Origin of the sequence: Calothrix sp. CCY 0018 (assembly GCF_963920925.1) — a bacterium.
Taxonomy (GTDB): Bacteria; Cyanobacteriota; Cyanobacteriia; order Cyanobacteriales; family Nostocaceae; genus Rivularia.
The window spans coordinates 96,522-110,936 of record NZ_CAWUDI010000002.1 but is presented as its reverse complement, the minus strand read 5'-3'; the positions used below and the strand labels follow the sequence as shown (position 1 = coordinate 110,936).

At 36.7% G+C, this 14,415-nt stretch carries 10 protein-coding genes; 4 read left to right on the top strand and 6 right to left on the bottom strand.

The annotated features are described in order from the left end of the window. Positions 1 to 150: 150 nt before the first annotated feature. Together ACM03V_RS01990 and folB are read right to left on the bottom strand one after the other, a co-directional pair. Positions 151 to 1,095: a diguanylate cyclase domain-containing protein gene (locus tag ACM03V_RS01990; protein WP_414619071.1), complete on the bottom strand. Its 945-nt coding sequence runs from the start codon at positions 1,093 to 1,095 to the stop codon at positions 151 to 153. Positions 1,096 to 2,304: 1,209 nt separating this feature from the next. Continuing rightward, complete coding sequence (gene folB / locus ACM03V_RS01985) at positions 2,305 to 2,664, bottom strand: dihydroneopterin aldolase (protein WP_414619070.1); 360 nt, start codon at positions 2,662 to 2,664, stop codon at positions 2,305 to 2,307. 123 nt (positions 2,665 to 2,787) lie between these two features. Between folB and menD the strand changes: the two genes are divergently transcribed. Beyond that, entirely contained in the window at positions 2,788 to 4,557 is a 1,770-nt protein-coding gene (menD, locus tag ACM03V_RS01980; RefSeq protein ID WP_414619069.1) for a 2-succinyl-5-enolpyruvyl-6-hydroxy-3-cyclohexene-1-carboxylic-acid synthase, read from the top strand. A gap of 124 nt (positions 4,558 to 4,681) precedes the next feature. Here the strand turns inward: menD and ACM03V_RS01975 are convergent, their stop codons facing one another. Next, a complete protein-coding gene (locus tag ACM03V_RS01975) occupies positions 4,682 to 5,356 on the bottom strand; it encodes a Uma2 family endonuclease (RefSeq protein ID WP_414619068.1) in 675 nt (224 codons plus the stop codon). 157 nt (positions 5,357 to 5,513) lie between these two features. Then, positions 5,514 to 8,975 (bottom strand): SMEK domain-containing protein, encoded by a 3,462-nt coding sequence (locus tag ACM03V_RS01970; protein ID WP_414619067.1) that lies wholly within the window; start codon positions 8,973 to 8,975, stop codon positions 5,514 to 5,516. A 398-nt stretch (positions 8,976 to 9,373) separates the two neighbouring features. Here ACM03V_RS01970 and menB point away from each other — a divergent pair, with 398 nt between their 5' ends. Further along, positions 9,374 to 10,207 (top strand): 1,4-dihydroxy-2-naphthoyl-CoA synthase, encoded by an 834-nt coding sequence (menB, locus tag ACM03V_RS01965; protein WP_414619066.1) that lies wholly within the window; start codon positions 9,374 to 9,376, stop codon positions 10,205 to 10,207. A 372-nt stretch (positions 10,208 to 10,579) separates the two neighbouring features. Here the strand turns inward: menB and ACM03V_RS01960 are convergent, their stop codons facing one another. Both ACM03V_RS01960 and ACM03V_RS01955 read right to left on the bottom strand, forming a co-directional pair. Next, the gene (locus tag ACM03V_RS01960; protein WP_414619065.1) at positions 10,580 to 10,876 is read right to left on the bottom strand and encodes a hypothetical protein; all 297 of its coding nucleotides are present in this window, start codon (positions 10,874 to 10,876) and stop codon (positions 10,580 to 10,582) included. A gap of 389 nt (positions 10,877 to 11,265) precedes the next feature. Then, a complete protein-coding gene (locus ACM03V_RS01955) occupies positions 11,266 to 11,817 on the bottom strand; it encodes a DUF721 domain-containing protein (RefSeq protein ID WP_414619064.1) in 552 nt (183 codons plus the stop codon). Between the two features lie 272 nt (positions 11,818 to 12,089). Here ACM03V_RS01955 and ACM03V_RS01950 point away from each other — a divergent pair, with 272 nt between their 5' ends. Further along, positions 12,090 to 13,379, top strand: a complete 1,290-nt coding sequence (locus ACM03V_RS01950) for a hypothetical protein (protein WP_414619063.1) — start codon at positions 12,090 to 12,092, stop codon at positions 13,377 to 13,379. Between the two features lie 287 nt (positions 13,380 to 13,666). Then, on the top strand, positions 13,667 to 14,356 hold the full coding sequence (locus ACM03V_RS01945; RefSeq protein WP_414619062.1) for a PspA/IM30 family protein: 690 nt from the start codon (positions 13,667 to 13,669) through the stop codon (positions 14,354 to 14,356). The last annotated feature ends 59 nt before the right edge of the window (positions 14,357 to 14,415 follow it).

Sequence of the window (14,415 nt, the reverse complement as noted above, 5' to 3'; positions counted from 1 at the left end):
TATATATGTTAAGTGGTTGCATCCTTTGTATGTTTATGCAGATTGCTCCCTGCCGCTTTATGCAGCGTGTTGCCTAAATAAAATAAATATAAGTTTCAATAGACATAAGGCTAAAAGCCGCTTTCAGCCCTTTAACCTCAATTACGCTTCTTAGTTAGATATTACATACCGAGCTTTTCCTTTCTCTTTAGCTTGGTACATTGCTCTGTCAGCATCATCTAGCAAATTTAAGGGTTCTTGGTGACTTGCGCTGCTTAAAGCAATACCAATACTAGCTGTGATTAATATCTTACGCTGGTTAATATCAAATGGTGTTTCTAAGCTCTCTTGAATGCGTTGAGCAACATTTTTAGCCTCCTTAACATCTTTAATATCTTCTAGGAGAATGGCAAATTCATCGCCACCAAATCTAGCTACAGTATCGCCGCCACGCAAACTAGACTTTAAACGTTGGCTTATATCAACTAACAATTTATCTCCCATCCCATGCCCAAATCTATCGTTAATTCCCTTAAAACCATCTAAATCCAGGAAAAAAACGCTAAAGCAATAATTCTTTCTTCGCTTACTATGTTCAAAAGTCTGTTTAAGTCTATCTATGAACAAAACCCGATTGGGTAATCCTGTTATGGAATCATAAAAAGCATTGCGTTTAAGTTCAGCTTCTGCCTTTTTACGTTGGCTTATATCCTGAAACACCAACACTGCACCTAATATTTCCCCATCTTCACCACGCAGGGGTGAGACAGTATCTCCGATATATATTTCGCTTGTATCTTTTGCAACTAATTTACGGTTTTCTGGTAAATTCAGAATCTCACCTGTTTTTATTACCCGTGCAGCTAAATTCTCAATTTCTTCTTCTGTATCGGCATCTTTCAACTGAAAAACCTCCAATAATTCTTTACCAACAGCCTCTTTTTCCTGCCAACCAGTTAGTGACTCTGCAACCGGATTAATAGTTCTGATACAGGTATTTACATCTGTAACAATTACTCCACAACCCATACTGTTGATTATTACACCTAACTGTTGTGGTTTTTGTTGTAACTCTTTAAGTGTTTGGTGTTCGTAGGTAGGCATTTTGATAGCCATATGTAGGTCTCTTCTTGTAAAAAAGTTGAAAAACTGAGTGAAATGTTTGTTAAAAATTTTTGTATTTTCCACATTATTTGTAAAATAGATTACCTATATATAATAATAATTTTGAATAATATCTGTTATTTGTGTACTATTTTCTCTTGTCAAGCAAATATCAATCAATATTAAACTTTGAATACTTTTTACAAACTTTGTAATTAACTCTTCAATTGAATTCATGACTTTCAGAACGCTATTATAAAAATTTTGGTAAACTTTTTATAATAGAAAAATTCCGATTTTTTCCATTTATAATAATTAAGATTTTCAGACTGTTCATCTTGAATGCCTACTTAATGTAAATTTAAATATCTTGATCCTAATCAATATTCAAAGCCACATTGTTCTTAGCTCACAATTGTGTCTACTAAATTTATGATGGTTTCTGCTCGACTACTCTTATTGCTATGCTTGACATTTATTTTATTTTTTTACAACTTGAATTCAAAATTTATTATAGCCAATTATTAATAAATTACAAAACCATTTGTATTAAATAAATAATAACATTTCTCAACTATTATTTATTATCGTTTGGATTGAAAATAGGAATAATTGTGGTTTTTACTTAACCAAAGCAAAAAATAATACTATTTAAGTAGTTGTGCATAATTATGAGTCAAACTTGCTTTGAAAGAAGTTTGTATAGATTGAATGGTTTTGTATTGCCGACAATCAAATATCGAGATCGACTAAAAAGCACGATATTTAATACATACAAGCTTGTATATTAAAGTCACAAGACATAAAATTTCAAATCCTGCTTAAAATAAAAAATGCGAACTGTCTTTTCAGATACCAATCGCTTTTGCAGAAAATAAACTAAATTTATGCTTTTTCATGGATTAGTTTCTATCTATTGCTTCTACAAATTAAGCCCATATCAATAGTTAAACTAGAAATAGATATAGCTTTAAGTTTTATTACGTTAGACGAGAGAAAAAACAATCGCTTCTTTAAGAATAGGCAATATCTCTCCTAAAGAAAATATGCAATAAGGCATAAAAATAAAAATAAGTAATTAAGCAGCAGACTTTTTCGTCTGACTCAGGTATGAGGCTAAAGATAAAATAATCGATAGTCACTGTTCTATTGTGACGATAGGTTATTCCACGCTCGTCAAAACTAATCGAACTTTATTTCATGCAGAGTTTTTGTATGTAACTATTTGCTTCTAATAAGTTCAATAGTAATTTTGCCGCCAAAATCTGGAATCGGTGCAGCAGGCTTACTTAAAATGACTTGAACTTGCTTTACCGTTGTGGCAGACTGCAAAATAGAATCTGCAATACTACCAGCAAGACGTTCGACTAAAGCAAACTTCGAGGTTTTGACTAAATCTTGTACTAAACTAATAATGCTGCGGTAATCGATAGTATCTTTAATCGCGTCAGTTTCGGCAGATATACTTAAATCCAGCCATAACTTTACATCTACCTCAAACCATTGTCCTAGTACTTGTTCTTCTTTTAGATAGCCAGTGTAACCGTAAGCGCGAATTCCTGTTAAGTAAATGCAGTCCATAAGATGAGAAGATTGGGGGATGGGGAGATTGGGGGATGGGGGGATGGGGAGACAAGGTAGAGAGAAAATAATTTTAACCTTTGACCTTTAACCTTTAACCTTTAACCTTTAACCTTATTTTTCATGACGATTGGATTTAGAAATGTTAACGAACTTTGGGCTTCTATATTTACCGAAACGCTTCAACGATTGGGTTTAAGTTGTGTTGCGATTTGTCCGGGTTCTCGTTCGACTCCTCTGACAGTTGCTTTTGCTCAATCTCCGGATATAGAAGTTGTTCCGATTCTCGATGAACGTTCGGCTGCTTTTTTTGCTTTGGGTAGAGCGAAAGCTACGGGATTACCTGTTGCTGTTGTCTGTACTTCCGGAACCGCTGGAGCAAATTTTTATTCCGCAGTTGTGGAAGCTAATTTCAGTCGCGTACCTTTATTATTATTAACTGCCGATAGACCTCCAGAATTGCGTGATTGCCACTCCGGGCAAACTATAGACCAATTGAAACTATTTGGTAATTATCCTAACTGGCAAACAGAGTTAGCATTACCTTGTATAAGTATGGAAATGCTAGCTTATTTACGCCAAACGACGATATACGGATTTGAACAAACACTTTATCCCGTTTCTGGTGCTGTACACTTAAATATACCGTTTCGCGACCCCCTTCCACCAATTAAAGATGAAAGTGATGTTAATGCAGCATCTTTAAAATTATTGCAGTCAAACTTTAACTCAGAAGAATTTTTCGCCGCAGTAACGAATAAATATCAACGAATGATAACTCCCAAGCAAATATCAATTCCTCAAAAATGGCTGGAAACGCAACGAGGAATTATCATTGCTGGAGTTTCTCAGCCGCAACAACCGCAAGAGTATTGTAGTGCGATCGCCAAACTTGCTCAAAAGTTAAATTTTCCAGTTTTAGCAGAGGGATTATCACCAGTTAGAAATCATGCTTCACTCAATCCTTACATTATTTCTACCTACGATTTAATTTTAAGAAATCAGGATTCAGCAACCAAGTTAACTCCAGAAGTAGTAATTCAAATCGGCGAAATCCCTACCAGTAAAGTATTACGACAATGGTTGAGCGATAAAAATCCTTTGCGCTGGATAATTGAACCATCGAATCAAAATATTGATGCTTTGCACGGAAGGGTGGTTCATTTACGGATGAATGTGGAGGAGATCGAGAGACAAGGGGACAAGGAGACAAGGGGACAAGGAGATGATGAATTTATAAATTCTTATCTTCAAATTTGGGTAGATTTGGAAGCGCGGGTAAGAGAAAAAATAGATAAAACTTTGGCAGAAAAGACGGAGTTATTTGAAGGTAAAGCCGCTTGGTTGCTTTCTCAAGTTTTACCACCTCAAACGCCTTTATTTATATCGAATAGTATGCCGGTGCGCGATGTAGAATTTTTCTGGAAACCCAATAATTTAGGCATCAAACCATTTTTCAACCGTGGTGCAAACGGTATCGATGGAACTTTATCAACTGTTTTGGGAATAGCTCATCGTCAACAAAGCAGCGTCATGTTAACGGGTGACTTAGCTTTACTTCACGATACTAACGGCTTTTTAACTAGAAATAAACTTATCGGACATTTAACAATAGTATTAATTAACAATAACGGCGGCGGAATCTTTGAAATGCTGCCAATATCGGAATTTGAACCACCATTTGAAGAATTATTTGCAACTCCACAAAATATAGACTTTGCTCAACTTTGTAAAACTTACGGTGTTGAACACGAATTAATTACTTCTTGGCAAGAGTTGATTAATAAATTAAATCCATTACCTAGTAAAGGAATTCGGGTTTTAGAAATACCCACCAATCGAAAAGCAGATGCCAAATGGCGTAAAGAGAATTTGGGCAAGATGATGAATTAAGTTGTAGGGTGTGTTACGGCTGATATCTCTTGAAATAGAAGTTACTAATTTGATAATGCCGTAACGCACCATCTTTATTTGATTGATTTGTGAAAAATGGAAAATCTTTAATTCTAAAGCAAAACTACGAACCAATAAAATTTTGATGTTCTGCCGTACTTAATCCCTGCTGTAACACTTCTAAAACTTGAGCTAAATTTCTTTCTAATAAAGCTGATTTATCTAACCATAAACCGGGAAAAACTTGTGAACAAATTATCCCTTCGCTATCAGCTTCTAATTGAATATACTTACCTTCTTGAAGCTTAAACCAATCAAAAGCATTGTCGTATACTCGCCATACTAAATATTCTTGTACTTGATTGCGTCGATAAACTTTCAGTTTTTCATGTAAATCGTAAGAAGCGGTACTGGCAGCAATTTCTACAATTAATTCCGGCGCACCTTCAAGATAATCATCTTCAGTAATACGCGACTGCCCACCATTTTCAATTCTTAACAAAGCATCCGGTTGGGGTTCATTGTCAGCATCAAGTCTTACTGTCGGATTATCGGCAAATCCAACACCAGGTGTTGCAGCTTTATAAACTCCTAACCAAGTCATAATAAAACCATGTGGTTCTCCATGACTTTTAATTCTTAAAGGTGATGCCAAGTAAACGACTCCTTCAATTAATTCTGCTTTTTTCAAATTTGGCATAGCATCATAACGACGCTCAAATTCAGCACGGGTAAGTTTATCACCGCTTTCGAGAGGAGGAATAAATAAAGGTGGTTTAGTTGCAATTTCGGGTGTCATGGTTTTCTCCTGTTATATGAGAATTTTAGCAATAGGAAAGTTTTGTAAAGAACAGCATTTTTTATACCAGATGTTACCTTATCGCCAAATCTAAGAAGTAAAGTATTAATTATTATTCTGGCAATTATTGCTTACAATCTACCTGTCACTATTGCAGTTATAGCAACTCAAGTTTTTCCAAACATAATCGTAGAAAATGTAAACGTCCCGATGCTTCCCCTACAACTATCGTTTGTCCATCTGGCGCGATCGCGCAACATTTAATCTCACTTTCTCCTGCGAAAGCGGCAATATCTTTTCCAAGCAAAGCATCCCACAATTTAATATTTTCGTCACCCCAAGACCAAATTTGAAGATTATTATCAGAACTGGTAGCAAGAAGAAAAGGTAAAGTGCTATCAATGCGGCGAAAAATTTCTTCAATATCGCCAAATTTGAGTTCAGTAATCTTTTGGTTTTGCTTATCTCCAAAAGTAAATAGCGAATTGACATTCCCAGTCAAAGTTTTCTCATTCTCCCAAGTTCCGACTTTCCAAAACTTAAGAGTTCCGTCTTCTGAAGCAGACCTTACCTGTTTTCCATCAGAGGTAAAATCAACTACTTCCACAGAGTCACTATGAGGTGTTTTTGAGTTTTCAGTATCGAATAATTGATTTTGTACGCACCTTTCTAGATCCCAAATTTTGATAGTGTAATCATTTGAAAGTAAATTATAAATAGTACTTCCCGAAGCGGAAATTATCTTTGTTCCGTCAGAAGTAACTGCGACTGCAAGAACCGAACCTGTATGAACATTAATAGTAGCTTCATTCTCCCAGGTTCCTGTCTTCCAAATTTTAAGAGTTTTATCTTCTGAAACAGAAATTATTCGTTCCCCATCAGAGGTGATAGATATAGCACGTACCGAATTAGTGTGACCTTGGAAGCTATATTCTTTCTGGCGAGTTTTTATATTCCAAATTGTAATAGTTCCATCCAGCGATCCAAAAATTACTAATTCTCGATCGGGAATAGCTGTAGTAGACCACACCATATCACTCTTACCGAGACTGAATTCCTCTTTTCCAGTTTCCAAGTTCCAAACTCTAGGAGTGTCGTTATATGAACCAGAAACTACTAAGTTTTTATTGTTGGTATTAACTATTGTGACCGCTTGTACTGAAGCATGATGACCAATAAATGTATGAAGCACTTCCCCATTTTGCAAACTCCAAACTTTAAGAGAACAGTCAGAAGAAGCAGATATAATTTTTGAACCATCAGGAGTTAGTACAACTGCGTTAATAGAACCATGATGATCAATAAGCCTGCGTACTAAATGTCCTGTATTTAAGTCCCATATTTTAATAGATTGATCGTAGGAACCAGAAATTATGTATAAACCATCATCGCTAGTTACAACTGTATTCACAGAGTCACTATGAGCCGTGATAGTGCGTATTAAATCTCCTGATTTCAAATTCCAAATTTTGACAGATCCATCCTGCAAACCTGAAATCAACTTCTGTCCATCAGAAGTAACAGCAACAGACCACACAGAACTACTATGACCACTTAAAGTACGTATTAAAGGTTCGCGAGGAGAAGTTAAACTAGCTGTCAAAGGACGTAACCAAGCAATTCTAGTTTGCGATATTTGTTCCAGCAATACTTGAACTTCTGGCAGATCAAAATTCAGCAACCGCCCTAATAATTGTCCTGCAAGTTGCTTTGTATCTTTAATTAAAACATGAGCAGATAGCCGCAATGCTCCTTGAATCAATTGAAGCGTTTTTATAGTTTGTTTTTTCTCGTCTGGGAAGTTTGATAATTCTCCACTATCAATTAAAACATAATCTTTAATCAACGCCTCTACGCCAATTTCAGGATAATTAACTTTTGCTTGTATAAATTCAAAATTATGCAGCAACCCATACAAATCATCCCAGTTTTCCCCATCTCGTAAGTGTTCTGGATAATGTCTCAAAGCGTAACAACTCTGATGTTTATCCCAATGACTACAATATTTCAGTAATTTATCTTTAGCCGACGAAGCCTGACGACCTAACAAATTTTGAAATTCTCGTGCAAGGAGCGGGTGAGCAAAGCTGTAAAAAGGTTTTTTAATGCTGAACCAACGTGTAGCTTGCCAAGGTAAAGCCTCTAGATCCCATGTATCTAAATTAGTTAATTCCTGAATATCATCTTCTGAGAGTATCCCTAGTGCAACCGACAATAAGGCAAATAATTCTTTTACTTCTTGCTGCTTTCGTATCTCTTCTACTCTTGCCAAATGTTTAAATTGTTGTTTTATATACTTCTCAAATCCTTGGGGCGTTTCTGCCAAAATTGAACGCACATCCTTTCCTTGTTTGGCTGCATGACTCAATTCATCAGTTAAATAACTCAGGTAAAGCGGAAAGCCCTGAGTTATTTCATGAAGTTGATCTACAAAATGATTATCATCAGCAAATGTTTCTAATTCACCCTCACCCATTCTTTTTAACCAATCAGCAAGTGCGACTTTAGTTAAGCGTTTAAGGTATAACTTTTGCGATTTTTCTACCCAATCTTCTAAATATTTCGGTTCCTCTGCTTCTGAAGCTCTCGCTGAAGCGATAATAAACACATTGTTAGGTAAAGGATTGGTAAAAGGCAATGAAAAAGGAATTTCAAATTCGTTTAATTCATCTAAAGCATCTATAACAATCACTAAGGGCTTATCTTCCTTTGCACCACGTTCTCTTAATATGTTGTATAGCGACGCTCTCAACTCATCTAGTTCGCTTGGTAGTTGTTCGTGGTAAATTTGGTAATATTTATGTATTTGCCGTAATAAATTCTGATAAGCACTTTTAGCAGAGCGAGTTTTATCATTACGTTGTGAGAAGAAATGGTAGGCAATGAAACAGCCATTTTCCTGTCGTGATTTTAACCAATTAGCTAAGAGCGCTGTTTTACCAAAACCAGCCTCAGCCGTTACCAGCATTACACCACTTGAGTTTTCTTGCAAAAAATTGTCCAAGGCTTGAGTTTCTTTACAACGCCCTACAAATAGCTGCGTGTATTCATTGATAATATTTTCAACATTATCAATTACTTCCCATTCAGGCTGTCTTCTTTTTTTACCAAAATTTTCTTCTAAAATCTTTTCAACTTCACGCGCTTGCTCAATCGGAAATTTATTAACTTCTGTAAGAATATTTCGATAATCCCAAATATCTTTTTTCGTATCAAATTTAAACTTACCTTGAATTATTTTTTTAATTTCTATAGCGGAATAGGAATTCTGCTTTTCTGTCAAAACATAAATAATCAGTCTGTCATACTTCTCGTATAACTTGTATTCAATAAACTTTCTCAATGTATATTTGACTTTTTCAATACCAGGTGTAGATGTAATTTGAAAAGCAACTCTTGCCGTTTCATCAGCTAAATCAATACCAGGATAGTTTTTATGTTCACTATCATTTAAATTTTTGATATTTTTATAGCCGTAAACCTGAGCTAACAAAGATTTTGTTACATTTTCAGATATCTTATTAATATCTGTTTGCTCCATAGCTGTAGCAGCCTTAATCTCTGTCACAAATAATGACATCAAATCTCTTATATTTTGTAAAGTTTTTTCAAGTTTCATACTTTACCGTAAAGGTATTTAATTTCATCTTGTATTTTACATATAGATACTTATTTTGAAAATAAATAGTTTTTAATACTACTTAATTCATAAATACGATTTTTAGTCCATTTTAATGGACTTTCGCTATTAGATTGGGGTTTGCAACCCCAAGCGGATATGAACGCAGTCGAATAATTTTGAAAAAATTGAGTATCTTTTTTAGTTCAATTGATATTTAGTGCAAGATATTATTTAATAAAAAATTGTTGAAAACCTCTATCAAATACTTCATAAAATAACCATTTTTGCATCGCACTAATTAAAAATTAGCCTAGAGTCCCCACACTGCGATAAAATTCTCAAGCTAGGGTCAATTCATAACCCATCACCAATTACCCATTAGCAATTACCAAATAATGCAAATCAACTGGCAAACCGCCAAAACCTACGAAGATATTTTTTATCATAAAGCCGATGGCATTGCGAAAATCACCATCAACCGTCCCCACAAACGCAATGCTTTCCGTCCCAAAACTGTTTTTGAACTTTATCAAGCTTTTTGCGATGCCCGCGAAGATTCGAGTATTGGCGTAGTTTTATTTACTGGTGCGGGGCCTCATACCGACGGTAAATATGCGTTTTGTTCTGGTGGCGACCAAAGCGTGCGGGGAAAAGCGGGTTATATAGATGATGATGGCACTCCCCGTTTAAATGTATTGGATTTACAGCGCTTGATTCGTTCTATGCCCAAAGTTGTAATTGCTTTGGTTGCAGGTTACGCGATCGGCGGCGGACACGTTTTACATTTAATTTGCGACTTAACAATTGCTGCCGATAATGCTGTTTTTGGACAAACCGGGCCAAAAGTTGGTAGTTTTGACGGTGGTTTTGGTGCAAGTTATTTAGCCCGCAGCGTCGGACAAAAAAAAGCTCGCGAAATCTGGTTTTTGTGTCGGCAATACAGCGCTCAACAAGCTTTAGATATGGGGTTAGTTAATACTGTTGTACCTATAGAGCAATTAGAAGCTGAAGGTATTGAATGGGCACAGGAAATCTTAGAAAAAAGCCCGATCGCAATTCGCTGTTTAAAAGCTGCATTCAACGCCGACTGCGACGGGCAAGCGGGTTTACAAGAACTTGCTGGAAATGCCACTTTACTTTATTACATGACAGAAGAAGGAGCAGAAGGGAAACAGGCATTTTTAGAAAAGCGTAAGCCAGATTTTCGTCAATATCCTTGGCTGCCATAATTGAATTTTGGTTTTTAATATGCAGGGATTTTGGATTGTAGAAGGTTGATCGGTAATACTTTCCAATAAATTCAAAATAAACAAAAAAATGCACCCGTACTTAACAGGTGCATTTTTTTACGTGCAAGAACGATGAAAACTTACAACATAAATTTTAAACATAAGTTTTAAACATAAGTTTTAAACATAAGTTTTATCAGAAACGAAATCTACTTCGCTTATTCACTTATTCAATTTATATAAACTAGACCGATTGATAATTTTGATAGAACGGTTAAATTGTTTCTAAATTAAAAGTTGCTGTGGATTTTTTGTCTTGATTAACCGTTCAAGCTTTGCAGAAAACCAGAAAATTGCTCATCACACAAAAATCTAACTTAATAAAGCTTCTGCTTTGACGGGTGTAGATACTTGCTCAACCGATATTTCTACATTCTTGAGGGCTAACTTATTAGAACTATGAGCTAATAACGGCGTAGCATCGGGCAAACTCCAAGCATCTTCCAAGGTTTCCCATGAGGGCGCAAAGGGAGGAGCCGCGAAAGAACAAGCTTTCCAACTTCCACGTACTGGCGCTCCGAGTTGCTGACAATTTCCTCCGCGCCGTCCAACTGGTGCGAAGTGACGACAATTCCGGCAAGCTGAGGTAAAGGTTTGGATGCTTTTCATTTTTTTGTGCCGTATGCTCGACTGATTTACATCTCCTATTTTGCTCCTAGATATAAATACTGAATAAACCCATAAAGCCTTGAGCCTACATAAGTTTTCACGATTCCAATGATAAAATAGCTTTATAATCTCTTTATGTTTGTGTTATATTTTTCAACTTTATTGTAACGAAAAAGCAACAAAACTATTAAAAAGCATTCACCCTCCTTTTATACCTAAACCAATTGGGGATCGCGATTAATCAACCTGCTTTAGATATAGGAGCATAACAACCTCTACGCTTTAAGGAGTACTTCCTCAAGCTAATTAGTTGATCCCAGATGTCAAGATAAGAAAGATAATTATCAATGAATTATCAATTATGCTTTTAACGGTTTTCTGCTCCCCATTCAAAAAGACCTAGCAGCACAAATTGAGCAAACACCCCAGCGTTCTAATTCTCCCTTGGGAGTGGGGGATTGACAGTTGGGACAAAGGGGTAAAGATGAATATCGCGTTTTTATTGTTTCGCTCCAATTAGCAAAAGCAAGATCGGGATTTTTGGGTGGATAGTGAAGATTCAGGTTTTGATTAAGATTGTTGACTTTTCCTAAATAGCTGGGATGATCTAGAGACGAAATTTTTAGTTGCGTAGAAGATTTTTTTTTGGTAGGCTGCCAACGAGCGGTAGAAAAACGTATATCTACTAAGGGGGTTGGTAATATTTTGTTTAACTTTTTTAGCAATCGTTGCCGTTCAAAAGTTAAGTTTTGTGCCCAAGCAGCCCCCGAAGTCGCAACCCACAAAACGTCCCGTTCAATAGATATTGGCCTTGTTTGAGTGGCAATAACTTTTCCCACAACTTCTTGCCAACAATCAAGTAAACGTTGTATGGGCTGTTGCTGGTATAAAGCTTCAATTTGCAGTCGTTCTAAAATTTCTGGAATTGATTGAAATGACATCTTGAATAAGTGTGAGTGCAGGAATTACATTTTGGTGAAATCATGTAACCATGATAATTTTCGCTAGGATTAGGATAAGGGTATTTGTTTTACCTGACTATGACTCCTTTCATATTGGGACAGGTTTGATAAAAGCTTCTCCCTAATTGGGGGAGATACTTGTCTGGATTAGGGCTACTGGCTTAATCAGGGAAACCTGCATCAATTTTATTTATGCAAAAAAATTGTCAAATATTGGATAATCTGGCAGTAGGTACGGAGGCACATGGGCTATGAGTGAAAACCCCCTATATTATTCTGGGTTACAAACATCTAAGACATCAAATCTAAAACCGGCAATTAGTGCGGCTTTGGCAAGTTTAGAAGTACAGCTTGATCAAGAATTGTCGCGATATCGTCGAACGCGAATAGCACATAGAACCCCAATTCAAAAAAGTCTTGGTAGTTTAATTGCTGCTAAATCGCCCTCCTCAAATGTTATAGCTGCTGCTTCGAGTCAGTCGCAGCAAAATTTAACGGGCAAGGAAGCTGCGGCTTATATAAGACAGCAGCAAGCGAGCATTTCGGCGAACGAAATTAAAACAACACCACCGCCACCTCCTCCCGCTCTAGAAACTTTTCCAGAAGTAACTTCTAACAAAGAGCTAAATACTGAAATTGCTTCTAGCCAGGGGCAAGTACCATTCCCCTCTGCGACAACGAATACTCAAAATCAAACTGAATCCACGCCAAACCAAAGCAGCATTGTTAAAGCGGATACTAATCGGAATACACCTCCGGAAAATATATCCCCGCCGAAGGATGACACTAAATCGCAACCTGACGATTATTTAGAATCTTCTGAAGCTTTGCTACGAAGCTTACAAGAAGAACAACAGCCCCAAACCAAAAAGCCAAAAAATAATAATGATAGTCTGCTATCGCCTTTGAGTATTGGTTCGATGCTATTACTTTTAGTATCAAGTATCACTTTTGGCTATATTATTTTTAACTTAGACGACCTAGCATCATTCAGTTTAGGCGGATTGTTTAAGCGTAACGAACAAATTACCAGTAGTGAAAATACTGAAACAGTTAGTGATGTAAACGCAGATGATAAAAAATTAGCGCCCCCCGTATCCAGAAATCCTAATCTAGCAAACGATGCGCTTCCAAATATAAATAGTATTGATGATGTCGCTGGGGCAACCCCCAAAGGCGAACCAACTCAAGCAGCAAAACCATCCAACCCAGTTACAACTACAGCCCCAGTGGAACAGATGTCGCCCCCAGTTGCAAATACTCCTGCTCCTGAATCGCCTGTTTCCGAAACCGAAGCTGTAACAACACCTCAAAATCTTGATGAAATAGAACCATCGAATGGTGGATTTTATAATGTCATCGTAGATAATACAGGCAATACTTTAGCTGAGGTTAAAAAAGTAATTCCAGATGCATATTTATCACCAGAAGGCAAATATGTTTACTTAGGTGCCTTTAAATCCAAAACAAGATTAAAAAACCATTTAGAACTTCTTAAAGAAAACGGAATTACGGCAAGGGTTGAAGAACCTGACAGTTAGCAGTTAGCAGTTAACAGTTAGCAGTTAACAATTTAATTAGTTGGGGTGAGGAATATGCGGGTTTGAAACGATATTGCCATTTGCTAAGCGGTTATATTAATTAATTGAGAAGCAACCGGATTCAATTCCCAACCGATTACGTAGCGCAGCGTGGGAAGTTTTTCTGTATGTACCCTCTAGTTTGTAATTATTAAGGCGGCTCTCGCCTTTAAAATAACTGATGAACTAACTGATAACTGTTAACTGATAACTGATAACTGATAACTGAAAAAATGGAGGTTTAACTTATGGGGCTGATGGAGCGTATCGGGCGCTTATTTCGTTCAAATGTTAATAGTTGGACGGCACAACGGGAAGATCCTGAGAAAATTCTGGAACAAGCCGTTTATGAGATGCAGGAAAATTTGGTGCAGATGCGACAAGGAGTAGCGCAGGCGATCGCCACTCAAAAACGTACCGAACGACAAGCGGCTCAGGCTCATTCTACAGAAGATGAATGGTATCGTCGCGCTCAAATGGCTTTAGAACAAGGTAATGACGCTTTAGCGCGAGAAGCCCTTACCAAACGCAAAGCTTACCAGCAAACTTCAACTGCGCTTGCTTCCCAAATTGGGCAACAAAAAACTTTAGTCGCTAAACTTAAAAAAGATATGCAGGCTTTGGAGTTAAAAATCTCTGAAGCTAAAACAAAAAAAGATATGTATATTGCTCGCGCTCGTTCTGCTGAAGCTTCTTTGCGACTTCAAGAAATGCTTGGTGAAACTGGCGATACCAGTTCGCTTAAGGCTTTTGAGAAAATGGAAGACAAACTTTTAGAATTAGAAGCGAAACAAGAAGCAATTGCAGCATCTGATACAGACGAATTAGAAAATAAATTTGCGAGCTTAAGCGAAAGTGATGATGTAGATGCCGAACTTTCGGCAATGAGAGCACAACTTCCGATTAGTACGCAAAAATATCAACAGCCTCCCCAGTAGTTAAATGAAATTTTATAACTCATGCCTGTAATATTTCTTTTAAGAATTGGGGGTTATGG